General features: G+C 66.6%; 23 protein-coding genes. 15 read left to right on the forward strand and 8 right to left on the reverse strand.

Translation table 11 applies throughout. The features are described from left to right. The first annotated feature begins 20 nt into the window (after positions 1 to 20). The gene (locus tag VPH47_RS15325) at positions 21 to 746 is read left to right on the forward strand and encodes an enolase (RefSeq protein WP_368851175.1); all 726 of its coding nucleotides are present in this window, start codon (positions 21 to 23) and stop codon (positions 744 to 746) included. 43 nt (positions 747 to 789) lie between these two features. Here the strand turns inward: VPH47_RS15325 and VPH47_RS15330 are convergent, their stop codons facing one another. Beyond that, the gene (locus VPH47_RS15330) at positions 790 to 1,236 is read right to left on the reverse strand and encodes a copper chaperone PCu(A)C (RefSeq protein ID WP_368851176.1); all 447 of its coding nucleotides are present in this window, start codon (positions 1,234 to 1,236) and stop codon (positions 790 to 792) included. Between the two features lie 34 nt (positions 1,237 to 1,270). On the opposite strand from VPH47_RS15330, the gene VPH47_RS15335 reads away from it, so the two are divergent. From VPH47_RS15335 to VPH47_RS15350, 4 genes are all read left to right on the forward strand, one after another. Then, entirely contained in the window at positions 1,271 to 2,047 is a 777-nt protein-coding gene (locus tag VPH47_RS15335; RefSeq protein ID WP_010483336.1) for an enoyl-CoA hydratase/isomerase family protein, read from the forward strand. Between the two features lie 138 nt (positions 2,048 to 2,185). Beyond that, complete coding sequence (gene tesB / locus VPH47_RS15340) at positions 2,186 to 3,094, forward strand: acyl-CoA thioesterase II (protein ID WP_008265305.1); 909 nt, start codon at positions 2,186 to 2,188, stop codon at positions 3,092 to 3,094. 4 nt (positions 3,095 to 3,098) lie between these two features. After that, positions 3,099 to 3,608 carry a pathogenicity-like protein gene (locus tag VPH47_RS15345; RefSeq protein WP_248859637.1) on the forward strand — a complete coding sequence of 170 codons (510 nt, stop codon included), beginning with the start codon at positions 3,099 to 3,101 and terminating at the stop codon, positions 3,606 to 3,608. Between the two features lie 207 nt (positions 3,609 to 3,815). After that, positions 3,816 to 5,033: an RNA polymerase sigma factor gene (locus tag VPH47_RS15350; protein ID WP_125427831.1), complete on the forward strand. Its 1,218-nt coding sequence runs from the start codon at positions 3,816 to 3,818 to the stop codon at positions 5,031 to 5,033. Positions 5,034 to 5,084: 51 nt separating this feature from the next. On the opposite strand, the gene VPH47_RS15355 is transcribed toward VPH47_RS15350, so the two are convergent. Then, positions 5,085 to 5,645, reverse strand: coding sequence for an EF-hand domain-containing protein (locus VPH47_RS15355; protein WP_368851177.1), 561 nt, complete (start codon positions 5,643 to 5,645; stop codon positions 5,085 to 5,087). A gap of 156 nt (positions 5,646 to 5,801) precedes the next feature. Between VPH47_RS15355 and VPH47_RS15360 the strand changes: the two genes are divergently transcribed. Then, positions 5,802 to 6,557, forward strand: coding sequence for an arginyltransferase (locus VPH47_RS15360; protein WP_049447050.1), 756 nt, complete (start codon positions 5,802 to 5,804; stop codon positions 6,555 to 6,557). A gap of 38 nt (positions 6,558 to 6,595) precedes the next feature. Beyond that, positions 6,596 to 7,804 (forward strand): endonuclease/exonuclease/phosphatase family protein, encoded by a 1,209-nt coding sequence (locus VPH47_RS15365; RefSeq protein WP_153856393.1) that lies wholly within the window; start codon positions 6,596 to 6,598, stop codon positions 7,802 to 7,804. A gap of 110 nt (positions 7,805 to 7,914) precedes the next feature. Here VPH47_RS15365 and VPH47_RS15370 read toward each other — a convergent pair whose 3' ends face one another. Continuing rightward, positions 7,915 to 8,229: an immunity protein YezG family protein gene (locus VPH47_RS15370; protein WP_368851178.1), complete on the reverse strand. Its 315-nt coding sequence runs from the start codon at positions 8,227 to 8,229 to the stop codon at positions 7,915 to 7,917. Positions 8,230 to 8,653: 424 nt separating this feature from the next. Beyond that, a complete protein-coding gene (gene purT / locus VPH47_RS15375; RefSeq protein ID WP_180847399.1) occupies positions 8,654 to 9,841 on the reverse strand; it encodes a formate-dependent phosphoribosylglycinamide formyltransferase in 1,188 nt (395 codons plus the stop codon). 137 nt (positions 9,842 to 9,978) lie between these two features. Here purT and VPH47_RS15380 point away from each other — a divergent pair, with 137 nt between their 5' ends. The 5 genes from VPH47_RS15380 to VPH47_RS15400 are packed head-to-tail and all read left to right on the forward strand — an operon-like array spanning position 9,979 to position 12,677. After that, a complete protein-coding gene (locus VPH47_RS15380; protein ID WP_197610242.1) occupies positions 9,979 to 10,860 on the forward strand; it encodes an SPFH domain-containing protein in 882 nt (293 codons plus the stop codon). 45 nt (positions 10,861 to 10,905) lie between these two features. Then, positions 10,906 to 11,085, forward strand: coding sequence for a hypothetical protein (locus VPH47_RS15385; RefSeq protein WP_005408543.1), 180 nt, complete (start codon positions 10,906 to 10,908; stop codon positions 11,083 to 11,085). After that, positions 11,082 to 11,261, forward strand: coding sequence for a DUF4177 domain-containing protein (locus VPH47_RS15390; protein ID WP_006424209.1), 180 nt, complete (start codon positions 11,082 to 11,084; stop codon positions 11,259 to 11,261). The genes VPH47_RS15385 and VPH47_RS15390 overlap by 4 nt, the downstream gene beginning before the upstream one ends. A gap of 3 nt (positions 11,262 to 11,264) precedes the next feature. After that, positions 11,265 to 11,858 carry a PH domain-containing protein gene (locus VPH47_RS15395; protein WP_368851179.1) on the forward strand — a complete coding sequence of 198 codons (594 nt, stop codon included), beginning with the start codon at positions 11,265 to 11,267 and terminating at the stop codon, positions 11,856 to 11,858. A 9-nt stretch (positions 11,859 to 11,867) separates the two neighbouring features. After that, a complete protein-coding gene (locus tag VPH47_RS15400) occupies positions 11,868 to 12,677 on the forward strand; it encodes a D-alanyl-D-alanine carboxypeptidase family protein (protein ID WP_368851180.1) in 810 nt (269 codons plus the stop codon). 301 nt (positions 12,678 to 12,978) lie between these two features. Here VPH47_RS15400 and VPH47_RS15405 read toward each other — a convergent pair whose 3' ends face one another. The 4 genes from VPH47_RS15405 to VPH47_RS15420 form a co-directional block, all read right to left on the reverse strand. Continuing rightward, positions 12,979 to 13,350 carry a DUF423 domain-containing protein gene (locus VPH47_RS15405; RefSeq protein ID WP_368851181.1) on the reverse strand — a complete coding sequence of 124 codons (372 nt, stop codon included), beginning with the start codon at positions 13,348 to 13,350 and terminating at the stop codon, positions 12,979 to 12,981. Positions 13,351 to 13,454: 104 nt separating this feature from the next. After that, on the reverse strand, positions 13,455 to 14,528 hold the full coding sequence (locus tag VPH47_RS15410) for an SRPBCC family protein (RefSeq protein ID WP_110711588.1): 1,074 nt from the start codon (positions 14,526 to 14,528) through the stop codon (positions 13,455 to 13,457). A 233-nt stretch (positions 14,529 to 14,761) separates the two neighbouring features. After that, positions 14,762 to 15,403, reverse strand: coding sequence for a response regulator transcription factor (locus VPH47_RS15415; protein ID WP_006424175.1), 642 nt, complete (start codon positions 15,401 to 15,403; stop codon positions 14,762 to 14,764). After that, positions 15,403 to 16,599, reverse strand: a complete 1,197-nt coding sequence (locus tag VPH47_RS15420) for a sensor histidine kinase (protein WP_153856396.1) — start codon at positions 16,597 to 16,599, stop codon at positions 15,403 to 15,405. Before VPH47_RS15420 ends, VPH47_RS15415 begins: the two co-directional genes overlap by 1 nt. A 150-nt stretch (positions 16,600 to 16,749) precedes the next feature. Between VPH47_RS15420 and VPH47_RS15425 the strand changes: the two genes are divergently transcribed. From VPH47_RS15425 to minD, 3 genes are read left to right on the forward strand one after another with little or no spacing between them, the layout of a single operon-like run. Beyond that, positions 16,750 to 17,346, forward strand: a complete 597-nt coding sequence (locus VPH47_RS15425; protein ID WP_008267255.1) for a GNAT family N-acetyltransferase — start codon at positions 16,750 to 16,752, stop codon at positions 17,344 to 17,346. After that, on the forward strand, positions 17,292 to 18,137 hold the full coding sequence (gene minC / locus VPH47_RS15430; RefSeq protein ID WP_368851183.1) for a septum site-determining protein MinC: 846 nt from the start codon (positions 17,292 to 17,294) through the stop codon (positions 18,135 to 18,137). Before VPH47_RS15425 ends, minC begins: the two co-directional genes overlap by 55 nt. A gap of 35 nt (positions 18,138 to 18,172) precedes the next feature. Continuing rightward, the gene (gene minD, locus VPH47_RS15435; protein WP_010483375.1) at positions 18,173 to 18,982 is read left to right on the forward strand and encodes a septum site-determining protein MinD; all 810 of its coding nucleotides are present in this window, start codon (positions 18,173 to 18,175) and stop codon (positions 18,980 to 18,982) included. Positions 18,983 to 18,984: the final 2 nt, after the last annotated feature.

An 18,984-nucleotide genomic window follows, 5' to 3' on the forward strand; every position in this document is an offset into this window, starting at 1 on the left:
ACACTGATCAAAGGACTGACATGATCCACCAGACTGAACTGCGCGACCTGCTACCCGGCATGGTCGCCTTCCCCACCGACGTCTTTCCCGCCGACCAAGCCTGGCTCGGCCAGCACCTGCTGCCGCTGCTGAAGATCGACCTCGGCGTGCTGCGCCCGGAGCTGGCCGGCCAGGTGACAACGATGCTGTGCCCGATCGAGCCGTACGACGGCTGCATCGGCGAGACCACCGAAGAACACCACAACGATTTCACCGGCACCAACTGGATCGCCTTCGAACTGACCGCCGGCAACGAGATGCGCTTCCTCGGCAACGCGGGCTATTTCATCGGCGATGCGGTGCAGGACAAGGATGCGCAGGAGCACATCGCGCAGATGCGCGAGAGCTACGCCAAGGCCCGCGATTACCATGCCACGCATGGCCGCCTCGCCTGCTACTCGCGCTACGGCAAGGGTGAGGCCAGCGAGCGCGATTATCTGGATACGCTGGGTGGCCCGATCGGTTTCGGCAACTGGACCGAGACCGCGGAGATTCCCGCAGCATTCGAGCTGGGCTTCACCGAAGCAGCCGATGACCCCAACGCTGCGGACGATGCCGAAACAGTGATCATCACCCGCAATGGCAACAAATTCTTCGCCGTGGCCGACGTGGCCGGCTACAACTGGTGCGCCACCGGCGCCGATGCGATCGTGATGCTGTACGAGCCGGAAAGCCGCACGGTGCTGTTCTCGTACGACTGGTCATAAGCCCGCCTGGTAGTGCCGGCCGCTGGCCGGCACTACCCGATCGTCATTTCGCGGCCTTGCGCACGGTCAGCGTCGCGCTCGCTTCGCCGCCACCTTCCAGCTGCAGTCGCAGCGGCAGCGCCTGGCCTTCCTTCAACGCGCCTTTGCCCTGCGTCAGCATCAGGTGCAGGCCACCGGGCTTGAGCTCGGCACGTGCGCCCGGCGCCAGCGGCAGGCGCTCGATCGCGCGCATCCGGCTGACCCCATCCGTGATCGTGGTTTCGTGCAGCGACACATCATTGAAGCTGCTGCTGGTCGCACCAGTGATCGCCACTGCCTTGCTGCAGCCGTTGTGGATCACGCCGTAGCCGGCGGTCATCGGCATCGCCGGATTCGGTGGCAGCCGCGCCCAGCCCTGCTCCACCGTGACGCAGGCCGGTTCCGCCGCCGAGGCCGATGCTGCGGCCGCACACAGAACCAACAGTACGCCAACGAATGGTTTGGTTATCATCGCCCAGGTTCCTTCTTCGCAACGAGACCGCAGCATGACGACGCTCATCGAGGTGATCAACCATGGCCCCATCCGCGAACTGCGCCTGGCGCGGCCGCCGGTCAACGCACTGGACACCGAACTGTGCCGGCAGTTGATCCATGCCATCGAGCTGGCCATGGCCGAAGACGCGCACGGCATCGTGCTGTCGGGCAGCGAGCGCATCTTCACCGGTGGCATGGACGTGCCGCACCTGCTCTCGCATGGTGATGACAAGCACAAGTTGTTGGACACCTGGAACGCCTTCTTTGGCGCCGTGCGCACGCTGGCCGAGAGCCGGATCCCGGTGGTCGCGGCGATCACCGGCCATGCACCGGCCGGCGGCTGCGTGCTGGCCCTGTGCTGCGACTACCGGGTGATGGCGCGCAGCGCCGATCCGTCGCGACCGTATGCCATCGGCCTGAACGAAGTGCAGGTGGGCCTGATCGCACCGGAGGGCATCCAGCGCCTGCTGCGCCGTGCGGTGGGCGTGCACCGCGCCGGCGTCCTGCTGACCACCGGTTCGCTGGTGCCGGCCGAACAGGCGCTGCAGATCGGCCTGGTCGACGAACTGGCCGAAGGTGACCTGGTGGTGGCACGTGCCGTGGCCTGGCTGCAGAACCTGCTCAAGCAGCCGCGCCAGCCGATGCTGCTGACCCGCGCCATCGCCCGCGCGGACCTGCATGTGGCACTGCAGCCGGACCTGATCCAGCTCGACCGCTTCGTCGAGGCCTGGTTCGCCCCGGATGCGCAGAATGCCCTGCAGGCGCTGGTCGCCAGGCTGGGCAAATAACCGGTAGTGCCGGCCGCTGGCCGGCAACCGCAGGTGCCCCAGGAGGATCATGAGGTTGCCGGCCAGCGGCCGGCACTACCAATGGTGGACTGGCCTGACCGGTATAATCGGGACCTCTTCATTGCTGTGGCCGCCCCCTTGAACGACACGCCCGAACCCGTCGTCTCCGAGCTGATCGACCTGCTCACGCTGGAGCGGCTGGAGGACAACCTGTTCCGCGGGCAGAGCCGCGACATCGGTACCAAGTACGTGTTCGGCGGGCAGGTGCTGGGCCAGGCGCTGGCCGCGGCACAGGCCACGGTCGACAACGGCCGCCACGTGCACTCGCTGCACGCCTACTTCCTGCGCGCCGGCAACATCGACCATCCGATCGTCTACGACGTGGACCGTACCCGCGACGGCGGCAGCTTCTCGGTGCGGCGGGTCACCGCGATCCAGCACGGCAAGGTGATCTTCTTCTGCGCGGCCTCGTTCCAGCAGGCCGAAACCGGTGCCGAGCACCAGCACAAGATGCCCGAAGTGCCGCAGCCGGAAGACATCGAACCGAACCGCCCGCTGCCGGCCGAAGTGCTGGAGCGGCTGCCGATCAAGGTGCAGCGCTGGCTGTCGCGCGGCGGCCCGTTCGAGTTCCGCCACGTCTACCCGCGTGACGAACTGAACCCGCCCAAGCGCCCGCCGTACCATCAGGTGTGGCTGCGCCTGAGCGAGCCGGTCGGCGATGCCCCGGAGCTGCACCAGGCGCTGCTGGCCTACGCCTCCGACTTCCACCTGCTGGGCACGGCGACGTTCCCGCACGGCATCAGCTACTACCACCCGCACGTGCAGATGGCCTCGCTCGACCACGCCATCTGGTTCCACCGCCCGTTCCGCGCCGATGACTGGCTGTTGTACTCGCTGGACAGCCCCAGCGCGCAGGATTCGCGCGGCCTGGCCCGCGGCCAGTTCTTCACCCGCAACGGCGTACTGGTGGCCAGCACCGCGCAGGAAGGCCTGATCCGCGTGGTTCCCGACCAGGCCGCGGCCGCCGCCGTGCCGGCCAAGGATTGATCCGATGCGCCAGATCTTCAGCAGCCAGCGCGTGGAAACCGTCGAAGGCGTCGCCGAGCTCCTGCGCGAGCATGGCATCGACGTCAAGGTGACCAACGGGCGCTCGTACAAGACCCGTCGCCGCGGCCAGTTCAGCTATACCGACCTGGGCAACGCCAACGCCTACCCAGCGGTGTGGATCGTGCGCGCCGACGACCAGCCGCGCGCGCGTGAAATCCTGCGCGAGGCGCGACTGCTCGACACCACCCGCCGCGACCATCCGACCGCCGAATTCGCCTTCCGCGACGCGCCGGAACAGGGCAGCGGTGGCCGCAGCTGGGCCTGGCGCATCCGCATCGCCCTGCTGGTGGTGATCGCCGGCGTGGCGCTGGTGATCGGCCTGCGCCATCGCGGCGCCCCGGCGCCGGTCGCACCGGCCCCTGCCCCGCAGGCCCAGCCGCAGCAGGCGCAACCGGCCCCGCAGGCCGCACCGGAAGAGGAAGAAGTCCGGGTCCGCATCCAGCCCTCGAAGTGACGCACGGGTAGTGCCGGCCGCTGGCCGGCAGCCGCAAAAAGGGGACGGAGGGGATTAAGTCGTTTGTGCCTCAAACGACTTAATCCCCTCCGTCCCTTTTTTTTCATGAGGTTGCCGGCCAGCGGCCGGCACTACCGCACAGAATGCTGGTCACACTTCGCGCGCGGCTCCGTCATGGGACACAATCCCAGCAGGAGAGCCGCCGCCATGACGACGTTCGCCGCATCGATCGACCAGACCCTGGAACGCGAACTGCCCGCCGCCGCCAGCGGTTGCCAACACGCCTATGGCCGCATCGTGCTGGCCTGCCAGAACACGGTTACCGCCATCGCGCTGGCCATCACCCGCGATCGTCAGGCCAGCGAGGACATCGCCCAGGAGGCCTTCGTGAAGGGCTGGCAGCAGCTGCACCAGCTGCGCAGCTCGACCAGCTTCCTGCCCTGGCTGCGGCAGATCACCCGCAACCTGGCCCGCGACTGGCTGCGCGCGCAGCGCGGCAGACCGCTGACCGGCGAGGCCGCCGAGGTTGCGATGGGCATGGCCGCCGACCCGGCCCCGGGCGCGGCCGATCGCCTGCAGCGGGTGGAGGAAGAGATCGCCGCCGAGGACATCATTTCCGCGTTGCCGGCCGACAGCCGCGAAGTGCTGTTGCTGTACTACCGCGAAGGCCAGCGCTCGCAGCAAGTGGCCGACCTGCTTGGGCTCAGTGACGCCGCCGTGCGCAAGCGCCTGTCGCGTGCCCGCGCCCTGGTGCGCGACGGCCTGCTGCAGCGCTTCGGCGAGTTCGCGCGCAGCAGCGCCCCGAGCGCGGCATTCGCCACTGCCGTGGTGTCGATGGTGCTGGTGGCTGCGCCCGGCACGGCCAGTGCTGCGGTGCTGCTCGGCACCGGTGTCGGCATCGGCGGCAGCAAGCTTGGCCTCGGCGGTGCCAGCGCTGCGGGCGGCACTGCGATGGGCTCACTGACTGCCACGCTGGGCCAGCTGCACGTGCTGCCGGCCGAAAGCTGGGGGGCGGTGATCGGCGGCGTGGTCGGTGGTGCGATCGGCAGCTATCTGGGCGGACGTTTCCTGATGTCGTACACCGAAACGGCATCCGAGCGCGCCGACGTGCGCCGGTTCCTCTATCTCAACATCATCACCGGCATGTTCTGGTGCCTGGCGATCCTGCTGGCGGTCATGCTGCAGGCGCCGGTCTGGGCGCAGCTGACGGTGCTGGCGGTAGGCCTGGGCGTGGTCAATTACCAGTGCCTGGTGCCGCTGCAGCGGGTGATGGCACCGATGATCGCGCGCGATTCGGCGCGGCGCGGCCGCAGCGGGACCAACTGGAAATACGAGTCCATGTATGGCCGCACCGGCATCATCGCCATGAACCTGATGGTCATCGCGCTGGTGGTGTACTCACTGATGCGCAGCGGCCGCTTGTAACGGACAACGCCGGCAGTGCGCCGGCGTTGTCGTCATTCATTGCGTTGAAACTCAGCGCTGCGGCTTCGGCGCGGCGCCATCGCGCGGACCGCCGTGGCGCGAGCCGCCGTGCATCGGGCCCTTGGCCGCATCGAACTCGGCCTTGCTCAGCTGGCCGTCCTTGTTGGTGTCGGCGGCAGCGAACCAGGCGTCACGGCGCTGCTTCATGCGCAGCTCGCGATCTGCCTTGTCCAGGTAGCCGTCCTTGTTGAGATCGAGCTGGTCGAAGCGCGCGGCCAGGCGCGGGTCGGCCTTGGCCTCCTCGCGGCTGATGCGACCGTCCTTGTTGACGTCCAGCTTGGCCCAGCGCTCACCGCCGTGGCCACGGCGACCGTGCTTCCAGCGCGGCAACTCATCGCGCGAAAGCTTGCCGTCCTTGTTCTTGTCCAGCTCGTCGAACTTCGCGGCCAGGCGCGGGTTGGCAGCCGCCTCGCTGCGGTCGATGACGCCGTCGCCGTTGGTGTCCAGCTTGGCCGGACGCTGCGCGGGCGTGGTCGGGGTGTCGGCCGCAAGCGCGATACCGGAAGCGGAAGTGCCGAGCAGCAGGGCCAACAACAGAGGGGTACGGATCATGAGGTCACTCCTGGGGATGGGAACAGCGTCGGGGTGATCACTTCACCCTCGGGGAACAAGAACGCCCGGGCGCGACATCGGTTGACGCCACTGCCGGTTCCATTCATCCGGCGGACAGTCGCCACCACTGCGACAGGCTGGGGCTATGCTGTGCCTATGGCGATACATGGCGACAGAGACGACGAACTGCGACTTTTCCAGACCGGCGAGCACCCCTGCGGGTACTGGTCGGACCGGGTGGCGCGCGACCTGGTGCTGGACCCGCACGATCGCCGCCTTGGCGGCCTGTACCCGCTGGCACTGAGCTGGGGCTTCCGCCGCAGCGGCGACCTGGTCTACCGGCCGCATTGCGCGCACTGCCAGGCCTGCGTGGCAGTGCGCATTCCGGTGGCGCGCTTCGCCCCGGATCGCAGCCAACGCCGCTGTGCCGCCCGCAATGACGACCTGGAGGTGCGGATCACCGCCGCCACCGCCCGCGACGACCTGTTCGCGCTGTACCACCGCTACCTCACCCACCGCCATGCCAACGGCGGCATGGATGACCACGGCCCGCACGAGTTCGAGCAGTTCCTGATCGGCAGCTGGTCGCACACCCGCTTCATGGAGATGCGCCTGCCCGGCCACGACGGCCAACCCAGCCAGCTGCTGGGGGTGGCGGTGACCGACGTCACCGAACACGGCCTGTCGGCGGTCTACACTTTCTTCGACCCGGACCACGCCGCGCGCGGGCTGGGTACCTTCGCGATCCTGCAGCAGATCGAGTGGGCCCGCCGCGAGGGCCTGCCGCACGTCTATCTGGGCTACTGGATCCGCGGCCACCAGAAGATGGACTACAAGCGCCGCTTCCATCCGCTGGAGGCCTACGATGGCCGCCGCTGGCACGATTTCGACAACGATCTGGACGGGCGCTGACAAACCGCTGACACCGGGCCGGGTGCACAATACGGCCCATGAACGCCAAACCCCTGATCCTCGCCCTGGCCCTGCTCTGCGGCGCCACCGCCCCCGCCTTCGCCACGTCCCCTGCGATGACCGAAAAGCCGTCCGCTGCGCTGCGCCTGGCCACCTACAACACCTCGCTGTACTCCGATGACGCCGGTGGCCTGATCAAGGAACTGGAAGGCGACAGCGAGCACGCACGCAAGATCGCCGCGGTGCTGCAGCAGGTGCGCCCGGACCTGGTGCTGCTGAACGAATTCGACTTCGACGACGCCCATCGCGCCGCCGACCTGTTCCAGAAGCGCTACCTGGACGTCGCCCAGCCCGGTGGCGGCAAGCCGCTGCACTTCGCCTACCGCTACCTGGCGCCGGTCAATACCGGCGTGCCCAGCGGCCTGGACCTGGACAACAACGGCGTGGTCGGCGGTGAAGGCCGCAGCCGCGGCAACGATGCCTGGGGCTACGGCCTGCACCCGGGCCAGTACGGCATGCTGGTGCTGTCGCGCTACCCGATCGATGAAGCCAAGGTGCGCAGCTTCCAGCTGCTGAAGTGGAGCGCGATGCCGGGCGCGATCCGTCCGGTCGACCCGCGCACCGGCAAGAGCTTCTACAACGACCACGTGTGGTCGCAGCTGCGGCTGTCGTCGAAGTCGCACTGGGACGTGCCGGTGAAGACCCCGGCCGGCGTGGTGCACGCGCTGGTCTCGCACCCGACCCCGCCGGTGTTCGACGGCCCGGAAAAGCGCAACGCCGCGCGCAACCACGACGAACTGCGCCTGTGGCAGGAATACCTGTCCAAGGGTGACAAGCCGTGGCTGTGCGACGACAAGGGCCAGTGCGGCGGCCTGGCGCAGGACGCGCGCTTCGTGATCCTCGGCGACCTCAACAACGACCCGGTCGACGGCGATGGCCGCCATGAGGCGATCGTCGAACTGATCGAGAACGCCCGCGTGCTGCGCTACCCCACCCCGCGCAGCGTCGGTGGCGAGCAGACCAGCCTGGCCTATGCGGCCAAGGGCATCGAGCGCAAGGGCGCACCGTTCCACGCCACTGGCGATTTCGGCCCGAAGTCCGGCACCATGCGCCTGGACTACGTGCTGCCCTCGACCGGTTTCGAATACGTGGGCAGCGGCATCTTCTGGCCGGCCAATGAAAGCCCCGAAGCGAAGATCGCCGATGGCAGCGACCACCACCTGGTGTGGGTGGACGTGAAGCCGTAACCGGTGTCGATGGGGTACCGACCAACGGTCGGTACCCACCGGAATGCAGCCACCGCGTTCCAAGGGCCCTGTAGAGGCGAGCCATGCTCGGCTGCTTCAACCAACCAGGCTCAGTAGCCCTGCCAGTCTATCTGCGCCCCTGCTCCAAGGTAGCGATCCTGCCAAGCCTGCTCCCGGCCCTGGGAATCGATAAACGCATCTTCAGAAAGCGGCTCATATCCGAGCTCGATTTCCATCTTGTTCTCTGGATCCAGATGAAACGTCAAACTCGTCCAGAGTGCATGGTGCCATTGCGAAAAGAGCTGATGCATCTCCAGAAGCGCTGCTTCCGCAGCATCTGGAAGCTCTAGATGGCCGTATGAGCCTGACGGCTTGCGGTAGAACGCCCAACCCGACCAAGCATTCTTGATGATCTCGAAGTTCAACCAGATTCCGCATTGGTCGGTAGGTACGGCATCAATCAGTGATTGGCCAATTCGGTGATACAAGGCAGGTAGCGCTGATGTAAGCCGCTCGTCCAAGCCTTCTCCTGAGGTGTGTTTGGCATTCATTTGGCAGAAGATAAAGCACGCAGGATTCTGACGCTCAACCAGATGTCGCTTTCAGCTCGCTTGTCTAGCGTGAATTCTAAGTGACCTTGCAGCAAGCCCACTGCCGGCCCGCCCCGGCCACCAACAGCAATCCATTAACTCATTGCGCACAGTTAAAAATGCAGGCCATTCGGCGGGCTGAAAGCGTCACCTGGTAAAGCAGCCGAGCATGGCTCAGCGCTTCAGGAGATCGGTACCGACCAACGGTCGGTACCCACCGGAATCCGGTAGGCGACGACCGTCGGTCGTCGCTGCTTTTTCAGGGGCGCAATTCGACGCCGATGGCTTCGGCGGCATCACGCGCGATGGCACGCGCTTCGTCGATGGTTTCCGCGCGCGCCAGGGTCACGCCGACGCGGCGGTGGCCGTGCACGCTGGGCTTGCCGAACAGGCGCACGGCGGTGTCCGGCACCTGCAGCGCGGCCGCCACGTTGTTGAAGTACGGCACGCCTTCGCCATGCGCCAGCAGCGCGCACGAGGCCGACGGGCCGCTCTGGCGGATCACCGGAATGGGCAGGCCGAGGATGGCGCGCGCATGCAGCGCGAACTCGCTCAGCTCCTGCGAGACCAGCGTCACCAGGCCGGTGTCGTGCGGGCGCGGCGACACTTCGCTGAACCACACCTCGTCGCCCTTCACAAACAGCTCGACACCGAACAGGCCCCAGCCGCCGAGGTCGTCGGTGATCGCGCGCGAAATCTCTTCGGCACGCGCCAGCGCCTTGCTCGACATCGGCTGCGGCTGCCAGCTTTCGCGGTAATCGCCATCCTTCTGCAGATGGCCGATCGGCGCGCAGAACGAGGTGCCGCCGGCATGGCGCACGGTCAGCAGGGTGATCTCGTAATCGAAATCGATGAAACCTTCGACGATGCAGCGGCCGGCACCGGCACGACCACCGGTCTGCGCATAGTCCCAGGCGGGTGCGATGTCCGCCTCGCTGCGCAGGGTGCTCTGGCCCTTGCCCGAGGATGACATCACCGGCTTGACCACGCACGGCAGGCCGATGGCGGCCACGGCGGCGCGGTACTCGGCTTCGGTATCCACGAAACGGTACGGCGAGGTCGGCAGGCCCAGGGTCTCAGCAGCCAGGCGGCGGATGCCTTCGCGGTCCATGGTCAGGCGTGCGGCACGCGCGGTCGGGATCACCCGCAGGCCCTGCTCCTGTTCCAGCTGGACCAGGGTTTCGGTGTGAATGGCCTCGATCTCCGGTACCACCAGGTGCGGCTGCTCCTGGGCGATCAGGGCACGCAGGGCCATCGCATCGAGCATGTCGATCACGTGCGAGCGGTGCGCGACCTGCATGGCCGGGGCATCGGCATAGCGGTCGGCGGCGATCACTTCCACGCCCAGCCGCTGCAGCTCGATGGCCACCTCCTTGCCGAGTTCGCCCGACCCCAGCAGCAGCACGCGGGTGGCGGAGGGGGACAACGGAGTTCCAAGCTTGGCCATGGCGGTTCCAGCAGCGATGTGAAGGCGGGTGGGCATTCTAGCTGGCCGACTGTCCCGGCCACGGCATCCGACGAACGGTAGTCGACAAGTGATATCACTTTGATATCTTCATTCCGAACCCTCAAGGACGTACTGCCATGAAAGAGAAGTCGCTGTCTTCCCTCAACGGCCTCGGCACGCTGGCCGGCGCCCTGCTCGTCGCCCTCGCCGGCGCTGCCCTGTTCGTGGTGGGCGTGGCAGCCAAGGCCAGCACCGGCTCGCCCAACCTGCTGCTGATGCTGCTGGGCGTGCTGCTGGTGGCGCTGGGCGTCTTCATCCTCGCCGGCCTGTACACCATCCAGCCCAACCAGGCGGCGGTACTGAGCCTGTTCGGCAAGTACGTGGGCACCGTGAAGGACAACGGCCTGCGCTGGAACAACCCCTTCTATGCCAAGCGCCGGGTCAGCCAGCGCGTGCGCAACTTCGAGAGCGGCAAGCTGAAGGTCAACGAGCTCGACGGCAGCCCGATCGAGATCGCCGCGGTGATCGTCTGGCAGGTGATCGACGCCTCCGAGGCGGTCTACAACGTGGACGACTACGAGAGCTTCGTGCACATCCAGTCCGAATCGGCGCTGCGCGCGATGGCCACCAGCTACCCTTACGACCAGCATGAGGATGGCCAGCTGGCCCTGCGCAGCCACGCCAGCGAGATTTCCCAGCATTTGAAGAACGAACTGGCCGAGCGCCTGGCCGACGCCGGCGTGCAGGTGATCGATGCGCGCATCAGCCACCTCGCCTACGCCGCCGAAATCGCCCAGGCGATGCTGCAGCGGCAGCAGGCCAACGCGGTGATCGCCGCGCGCACGCGCATCGTTGCCGGTGCGGTCGGCATGGTCGAGATGGCCCTGGCCGAACTGCAGAAGAACGGCGTGGTGCAGCTGGACGAGGAACGCAAGGCGCACATGGTCAGCAACCTGCTGACCGTGCTGTGCTCGGACCGCGGCACCCAGCCGATCGTCAACGCCGGTTCGCTGTACTGAACCACCCTCGCAACGGGGCGCCCCACCGCCCCGCCAGGAGTTTTCATGAGTGAGAAGAAAGCCTATCCGCTGCGCATCAATGCCGAGGTCCTGGCCGCGGCACAGCGCTGGGCTGACGATGAGCTGCGCAGCCTCAACGCGCAGATCGAATACGTGCTGCGCGACGCCCTGCGCAAGGCAGGACGCCTGCCGAAACCCACGCCATCGCCGGAGGACAAGGAATGAGCAAGCGCTGGAGCTACCAGACCATCGAGGTCAAGACATCCATGATGGGCCTGCACAAGGCCGAGGACATCCAGGCCGAACTCAGCCGCCAGGGCCAACTGGGCTGGGAACTGGTCAACATCATCATCCCGGCGCCGATGCGCCCGGCGATGCTGGTGTTCAAGAAGGAGGCCTGAACCATGGGCGCCAGCGATCCGAAACCATTTGACGTGGCCGAGAGCTCGCCGCTGCGCGTGCTCTGGATCGTGCTGCCGCTGCTGGCTGCCTTCGTGGTCTGCGTGTATGCGCAGCTGTACAAGGCGCCGGCGAGCGCACCCTGGATCGAAGTAACGCTGTCGCCACCCTGGTTCCGGATGGGCGGCAGCGCGGCATGGAGCTTGCTGATGATCGCCGCGCTCGGCATCGGGCTGGGGGCCGCGTTCTTCCGTCGCCGCGTGGAACTGGCCGGCAACGTGCTGGACGTGCGCTCGACGATGTACCGGCGGCGCGTGCCGGTGGCGCAGCTGCGGCTGGAGCAGGCCGAGGTGGTCGACCTGCAGCGTGACCGCCGCTATGGCATCCGTGTCAAGACCAATGGCTATTCAATGCCGGGCTTCTACTCGGGCCACTTCCGCCTGCAGGGCGGCGGCAAGGGCTTCGCCCTGGTCACCGACCGTGCGCGTGTCCTCGCCCTGCCAGTCAGCGATGGCAGCACGTTGCTGCTCAGCGTGGAACGGCCGCAGGCGCTGCTCGATGCGCTGCACAAGGTGGCCGCGTCGGCGCCACGGCAGTAAGCTGCGGCGATGCAACGACGCCCGCCCCTGCTGATCAATACCGAGGCCATCGAAGTGTGGCCCGCCGACCTGCTGCGCGCGCGCAGCAACCTGGATGCACGGCTGCTGTCACAGGCGCGTTGGGTGCTGCGGCGCAAGCAAGATGGCCGCTACCTGGCGGCCGTACTGCCGCACGGCGTGCATTCGATGGTGCCGCGCCTGCCGCGCGAGACCGGAGTCGAGGAAGCGCTGGCGCTGTTGGATGCAACAGCGGCACGGCCATTCGGTGCCACGCTGGAAGAACAGTGGCTGCCGCTGGCCGGGTTGCAGCAGCGCCTGCAGCAGCTTGGCCTGGACGCACAGCGCTATGCCGACGGCAGTGGCCTGCCGCTGGAGCCCGAACCCTGCCTGCTGCACTTCGCCGGCCGCGACCGCTTCGCCCGCCCGTTGTGGCTGCGCCGTGGCGCAGCACAGGGCTGGCGGCGGATGCGCCTGCACGCCGCGCAGGACGGCATCGCGCTGGATGCGATTTCCGGCTTCCGCAGCCATGCCTACCAGTTGGGCATCTTCGAACGGAAGCTTGCGCGCGGCTTGAGCGTGACCGAGATCCTGAAGGTCAATGCCGCCCCGGGTTTCAGTGAACACCACAGCGGCCATGCGCTGGACATCGGCACACCGGGCGATGCCCCGGCCGAAGAATCGTTCGAAGCCACTGATGCGTTTGCGTGGCTGCAGGTGCATGCCGGCGGCCATGGTTTCCATCTGAGCTACCCGCGCGACAACCCGCACGGGATCGTCTACGAACCGTGGCACTGGTGCTGGAGACCGGCCAACGGCTGAGCCCCTCGTGGCGGCTGCACGGCGAAATTCATGGAGCTGTCCGGGCGGGTAGGCTGGGCAGGGGACGCCGTGAATCCGTCCCTGGAGGCTTAGCCGCGCCATCCATGGCGCGGATACCCCTGCCCAGCCCACCCGCCCGGCCTCTGACAGTTTCCGTGTGCGTCCGCCACGGAATGGAACAAGAGAGCAAAGACAAAAGCGGGTCGCTTCGCTCGAAGCCGAGCATGGCTCGGCTCTACAAAGCTGCCGACGCAAATCCCATGTAGAGCCGAGCCATGCTCGGTTCCTCCCCGGATTGCTGCTACCGCCTCAACGCATTGATCGCCAGCAGCACCCATCCGGCCATCATGCTGGTGCCACCGATCGGCGCCATCCGCGTCGGCCATTGCCACAACGCGCCCCCCACCAGGCTGCCGGAAAACACCAGGACACCCAGCAGCAGCACGTACAGCGCCAGGTGCGCGATCACCCCGTGCGCGCGCGGCCCCAGCGCCACCAGCACCGCGCCATGCGCGAACGCGTACAACGCCGCCATGTTCAGATGCTGCTGCGCCAACGGATCGGCCACACCGTGCGACGCGTAGGCGGACAGGCCGATCGAAGCAGCTGCCAGCAGCGCACCGAGGCAGGCCAACAGGGAAGGCTTACGTGCGCGACGTTCGAGATTGAACATGTGGGCTCCTTGCACAGCGCCCCTTGCCGGGCGCCAGATGAAAAAAAACGCGCCGCAGTAAGCGGCGCGTTTTCGTGTCCAGCACTACATGGGTCAGCCGAGGCTTACTTGACGGCCCAGTAGATGTCGTAGGTACCTTCCGGGGTGAACGACTTGTCGATACCGTCCTTCCAGGATTCGTACGGACGGTCGATCACTTCGTTGCCGGAGGTCACGGCCCAGGCGCGCAGGCCGTTGCGGGCCACGTCCAGACCCGCCATGTGGCCGGTGTAGGCCGCATGCGCCGAACGGTGCGGAGCCACGTGCACGTACTTGACCGGAGCGCCGCCGTCGATCTTGACGGTCAGCTCTTCAGCGGTGGCACCTTCAGCACCCTTCTTCTTCACCGGCTGGGCGATGTCGAAGGCGTACTTCTCCTGGCCGAAGTCGGTGGTGACGATGCGGAACGGACCGGCGGCTTCAAGGCCATTGGCCTCCATCACGCGCTTGATCCACTCCTGGTTGTCCTTGATCGACTTGGTGATCGTGTCCTGACCGCGGTCCACGTTACCGGCGTTGACGACCAGCAGGTCTTCAGCCGGCACATCGACGATGGCCAGATCGGTCAGCGGAGCTTCCGGGGTGCGGTAGTCGACGTTCGGAACGCTGGCCAGCATGTTGGCCATACGCGACAGACCCATCTTGATGTCGTCGCCGATCTGACGGCTGACATACAGGCCGGCATAACGGCCGAACAGGTCGAAGCCGTACTTCACCGAGTAGTCCTGGGTGATCTTGACGTTGCGGCCACCCTTGCCGGTCGGCTCCAGAGTGAAGGTGGTGATCTTGTCGTGACCCTTGGTGGCGTCATCGATGGCGATCGCAACACGCTTGTTCTCTTCGGCTTCGGTGATCTTCCAGGAGCCGGTACCCAGGTCCTTGGAGGTGAAGTCGAGGGTGGCACCGACGCCGGAGGCCGGGCCGGACAGCTTCAGTTCAACGGCGGGATCGCGCAGTACCAGCGGGTTCCAGTCCTTGAAGCGGCGCAGGCTGCTGACCGTGTCGTACACGATCGTCATCTTGCGGTTGGTCTCGATGCTTTCGGTGATGTGACGCTCGCCCGGCAGACATACGCCAATGATGACGAACAGGCCAGCCACGATCCCCAAGGCGATCAGGAACTCGATAATACGGGTCATTCAGAGAGTCTCCGGGGCCGATCCCACGGCCGGGTTGATTGAAGCGAAGCGCCAATCCTAGCAGGCTTCGCGGGCATTGTTTATCGGGATTGGCGCACCGGTTTCCCTGCCGGCTGCGTATTTGTATGGACAAAGAATTCGAAGGGTAACGCATACCGCTACCGGCCAGTAGGGGGCAACCTTGGCCGCAGTCCCTGACCATCACCCAAGTCTTTGTACCGGAACGATTTTTCTCAGACCAGCTGGAGTTCGAACGCCTTCAGTACGGCACGCGTACGGTCGCGGACGCCCAGCTTGGAGAGAATGTTGGACACGTGGTTCTTGATGGTGCCTTCGGCCACACCCAGCGAGTTGGCGATCTCCTTGTTGGAGAAGCCACTGGCCATCAACCGCAGGATCTCGGTCTCGCGGTCGGTCAGCGGGTCCGGGCGGTCCAGGCTGACGAACTCGTTGCGCATGTGCTCCAGGCCGGACAGCAGGCGCTGGGTCACGGCAGGCTGCACCAGCGAACCGCCGTCTGCCACGGTGCGGATGGCACCGACCAGCTGCGCCAGGGTGACGTCCTTGAGCAGGTAGCCCTTGGCACCGGCCTTGAGCCCGGCCAGCACCAGCTGGTCGTCGTCGAAGGTGGTGAGGATGATGGTCGGCGGCAGCTGCTCCTGGCGCGACAGCACCTGCAGCGCCTCCAGCCCGGACATCACCGGCATGCGCATGTCCATCAGCACCACATCGGGACGCACCTGCGGTATCAGCTCGACCGCCTGCCGGCCATCGCCGGCCTCGGCCACCACCTCGATGCCGTCGTCGAGCGCCAGCAGGGAGCGGATTCCCTGCCGCACCAGGGTTTGGTCGTCGACCAGGCAGACGCGAATCATCAACGTACTCCTTCAGGAACCTTGGTAAGGGCAGCCACCAGCACCGTTGCCGGCACCGTCGCCCGCAGCCGGAATCCTTCGCCGGGGCGGGTCTCGATCTGCAGCTGGCCACCACATTGTTGCAGGCGCTCGCGCATGCCGCGCAAGCCATTGCCTACATTGACCATATCCGCGCCGACGCCGTCGTCGCGGGCCTCCACCACCACCCGGTCGGGGGCTTCACGGTACACCTTGATCCACAGGTGGCGGGCACCGGCGTGGCGTACCGCGTTGGTGATGATCTCCTGGGTACAGCGCAGCAGCACGTGGGCCCGCTGCGGGTCTTCGACGTTCAGCGGGTCCTCGATCTCCAGCTGGATGTCCAGCGAGGGCACGTTCTCGGTCAGCGGACGCAGGGCCGCTGCCAGATCGATGGCACCGGTCTCGCGCAGCTGGCTGACCACCTCGCGCACGTTGCCCAGCAGCAGCTTGGCCAGGCCATGCGAACGCTTTACATGTTCCAGGGCCTGGCCCTCGGCCAGGTGGCTGGCCACTTCCAGGTTCAGGGTCAGCGCGGTCAACTGGTGCCCGAGCAGGTCATGCAGCTCGCGCGAGATGCGGGTGCGCTCGTTGACCCGGGCGCTCTCGGCCAGCAGGGCCCGGGTGGCGCGCAGTTCCGAATTGAGCCGGCGCTGCTCGTCGCGGGCCTCGGTCTGCTGGCGGGCGACCAGGCTGGTCACGAAGATGAACATGGAAAAGCCGCCGTACAACAGCGACTGCATCACTGCTTCGAACAGCGGGAAGCGCAGCAGCATGTAGTAGACCGGTGCCACCGCCAGCTGGCTGACCAGCAGCCACAGCACGCCCAGTCGTATCGACAGCATCCACGGGATGACCCCCGCGGCGACCATCATCAGGATGCTGCCCAGGCCCGAGCCGCTGAGGAAGCTGACCCCCAGCGCCGAGATCGTCAGCAGCAGCAACAGGCCGCGGTCCAGCCAGCTGGTGTGGCTGTCGCTGCGCAGGATGCGGGTCAGCCAGTAATAGGCGGTGCCGAAGGACAGGTAGGCGACGAACAGCAGGATCGCCCAGCCGCCCATGTCGTTGCGGCTGTGCAGGTTCTCGAACTGCGAGTACGCCAGCGGCAGGCCGACCATGACCCAGGTGAACAGGCCGGCCAGGCGGAGGACACGGGTATGGCTGAGGACTCCCAACATGCCAGCACTCTACGGGCCACGCCCGCGTACCGCACCCCACGGAAGTCATGCCTGCCCGGTCGCCTGTTCATGCCGCAGCCCACCCCGGGCATGCAATAATCGTGCGCAGGGTCCTTTGATGGACCAACCGCGTTACCCCACGGAGTCACAATGTCGATTGTCATCCGCGACGTGCGCGAGCACGAGCTCGATTCCGTCCTGGCTTTGAACAACAACGCTGGCCTGGCCATCCTTCCCCTGGATGCGGCCCGCCTGCGCCTGTTCTACGAAACCGCTGAGTACTTCCGCGTCGCCGAGCGCGACGGCAACCTGGCCGGATTCCTGATCGGCTTCGGCAGCGACAGCCAGCACGACAGCAGCAATTTCGCCTGGTTCAAGCAGCAGCTGGACACCCCCTTCTTCTACATCGACCGCATCGTGGTCGCCAGCCGCCGGCGTGGCGGTGGCGTCGGCCGTGCGTTCTATGCCGACGCGCAGAGCTTCGCCGAGCTGCGCTACCCGCAGATGACCTGCGAGGTCTTCCTCGACCATGGCGCCGATGCCGCCCTGCTCTTCCACGGCAGCTTCGGCTTCCGCGAGCTGGGCCAGAACACCATGGCCCAGGTTGACGTGCGTGCCAGCATGCTGGCCAAGGAACTGTGCAGCTACCCGTGGGTCCAGGAGACCTATCGTGGCAAGCTGCCGGATGTGGCATGGACACGCGCCCGGCAACTGCCGGCGCAGGCACAGCGACCGACGGGGACCTGAGCGTGGCGGTGAATTTCGATTACGAACAGGCCGGTGAACTGAAGATCGGCCAGGTAGGCATCGCCAATCTGCGCATCCGTACCCTTGATGTCGAGCGTCTCGTGCAGGAAATGCACGAGCGCGTGACCCGCGCACCGAAACTGTTCGGCCGCGCGGCAGTGATCCTCGACTTCGGCGGCCTGAGCCAGGTGCCGGACGCGGCCACCGCACAGGCGCTGGTCGATGGCCTGCGCAGCGCCGGCGTGTTGCCGGTGGCACTGGCCTACGGCACCAGCGCGGTCGATCTGCTCTCGCAGCAGCTCGGCCTTCCGCTGCTGGCCAAGTTCCGCGCCCAGTACGAGCGTGCCGAGGCCGAACCGGCCCCGCCACCGCCGGCAGCGGAACCGCGCCGCGTCGTGCGTGCCGAGCCGAAACCGGCCCCCGCCGCGCCCGTGGCAAAGGTCGCCGACGCCGCCGCCCCGCAGCCGGGCCGCATGCAGCTGGGCAACGTGCGTTCAGGCCAGCAGCTGTACGCGGAGAACTGCGACCTGACCGTGATGGCCACCGTCGGCGCCGGCGCCGAAGTCATTGCCGATGGCAGCATCCATATCTACGGCACCCTGCGCGGCCGCGCGCTGGCAGGGGCCCAGGGCAACACCGCGGCACGCATCTTCTGCCGTGATTTCCATGCGGAACTGGTCGCCATTGCAGGCCATTACAAGGTACTGGACGATGTCCCGGACAACCTGCGCGGCAAAGCCGTGCAGGTGTGGCTGGAACAGGACCAGATCAAGATCGCTGCGCTGGACTGACGCAGCACCCAAACAGAATCATCAGGAGAAGTCCTTTGGCTGAAATCATCGTAGTCACCTCCGGCAAGGGCGGCGTCGGCAAGACCACTTCCAGCGCGAGCCTGGCCTGCGGCCTGGCACGGCGCGGCAAGAAGGTGGCGGTGATCGACTTCGACGTCGGCCTGCGCAACCTCGATCTGATCATGGGCTGCGAACGCCGCGTGGTGTACGACTTCGTCAACGTCGTGCACGGCGAAGCGACCCTCAAGCAGGCCCTGATCAAGGACAAGCGCTTCGAGAACCTGTACGTGCTGGCCGCCTCGCAGACCCGCGACAAGGACGCACTGACCCAGGAAGGCGTGGGCAAGGTCCTGAAGGACCTGGCCGCCGACGGCTTCGATTACATCATCTGCGACTCCCCGGCCGGCATCGAGAAGGGCGCCTTCCTGGCGATGTACTTCGCCGACCGCGCCGTGGTGGTGGTGAACCCGGAAGTGTCGTCGGTGCGCGACTCGGACCGCATCATCGGCCTGCTCGACTCCAAGACCCACAAGGCCGAGTCCGGCCAGGACGTGCCGGCCTTCCTGCTGCTGACCCGCTACACCCCGCTGCGCGTGGAAAGCGGCGAGATGCTCAGCATCGCCGACGTCGAGGAAGTGCTCGGCCTGAAGGCGATCGGCGTGATCCCCGAGTCGGGTGACGTGCTCAACGCCTCCAACAAGGGCGAGCCGGTCATCCTGGATGTCGAGTCCGCAGCCGGCCAGGCCTATGACGACGCCGTCGCGCGCATCCTCGGCGAAGAACGCCCGATGCGCTTCACCAACGTCGAGAAGAAGGGCTTCTTCAGCAAGCTGTTCGGAGGGTAAGC

The organism is Stenotrophomonas sp. WED208, from assembly GCF_040984485.1.
GTDB lineage: Bacteria > Pseudomonadota > Gammaproteobacteria > Xanthomonadales > Xanthomonadaceae > Stenotrophomonas > Stenotrophomonas riyadhensis.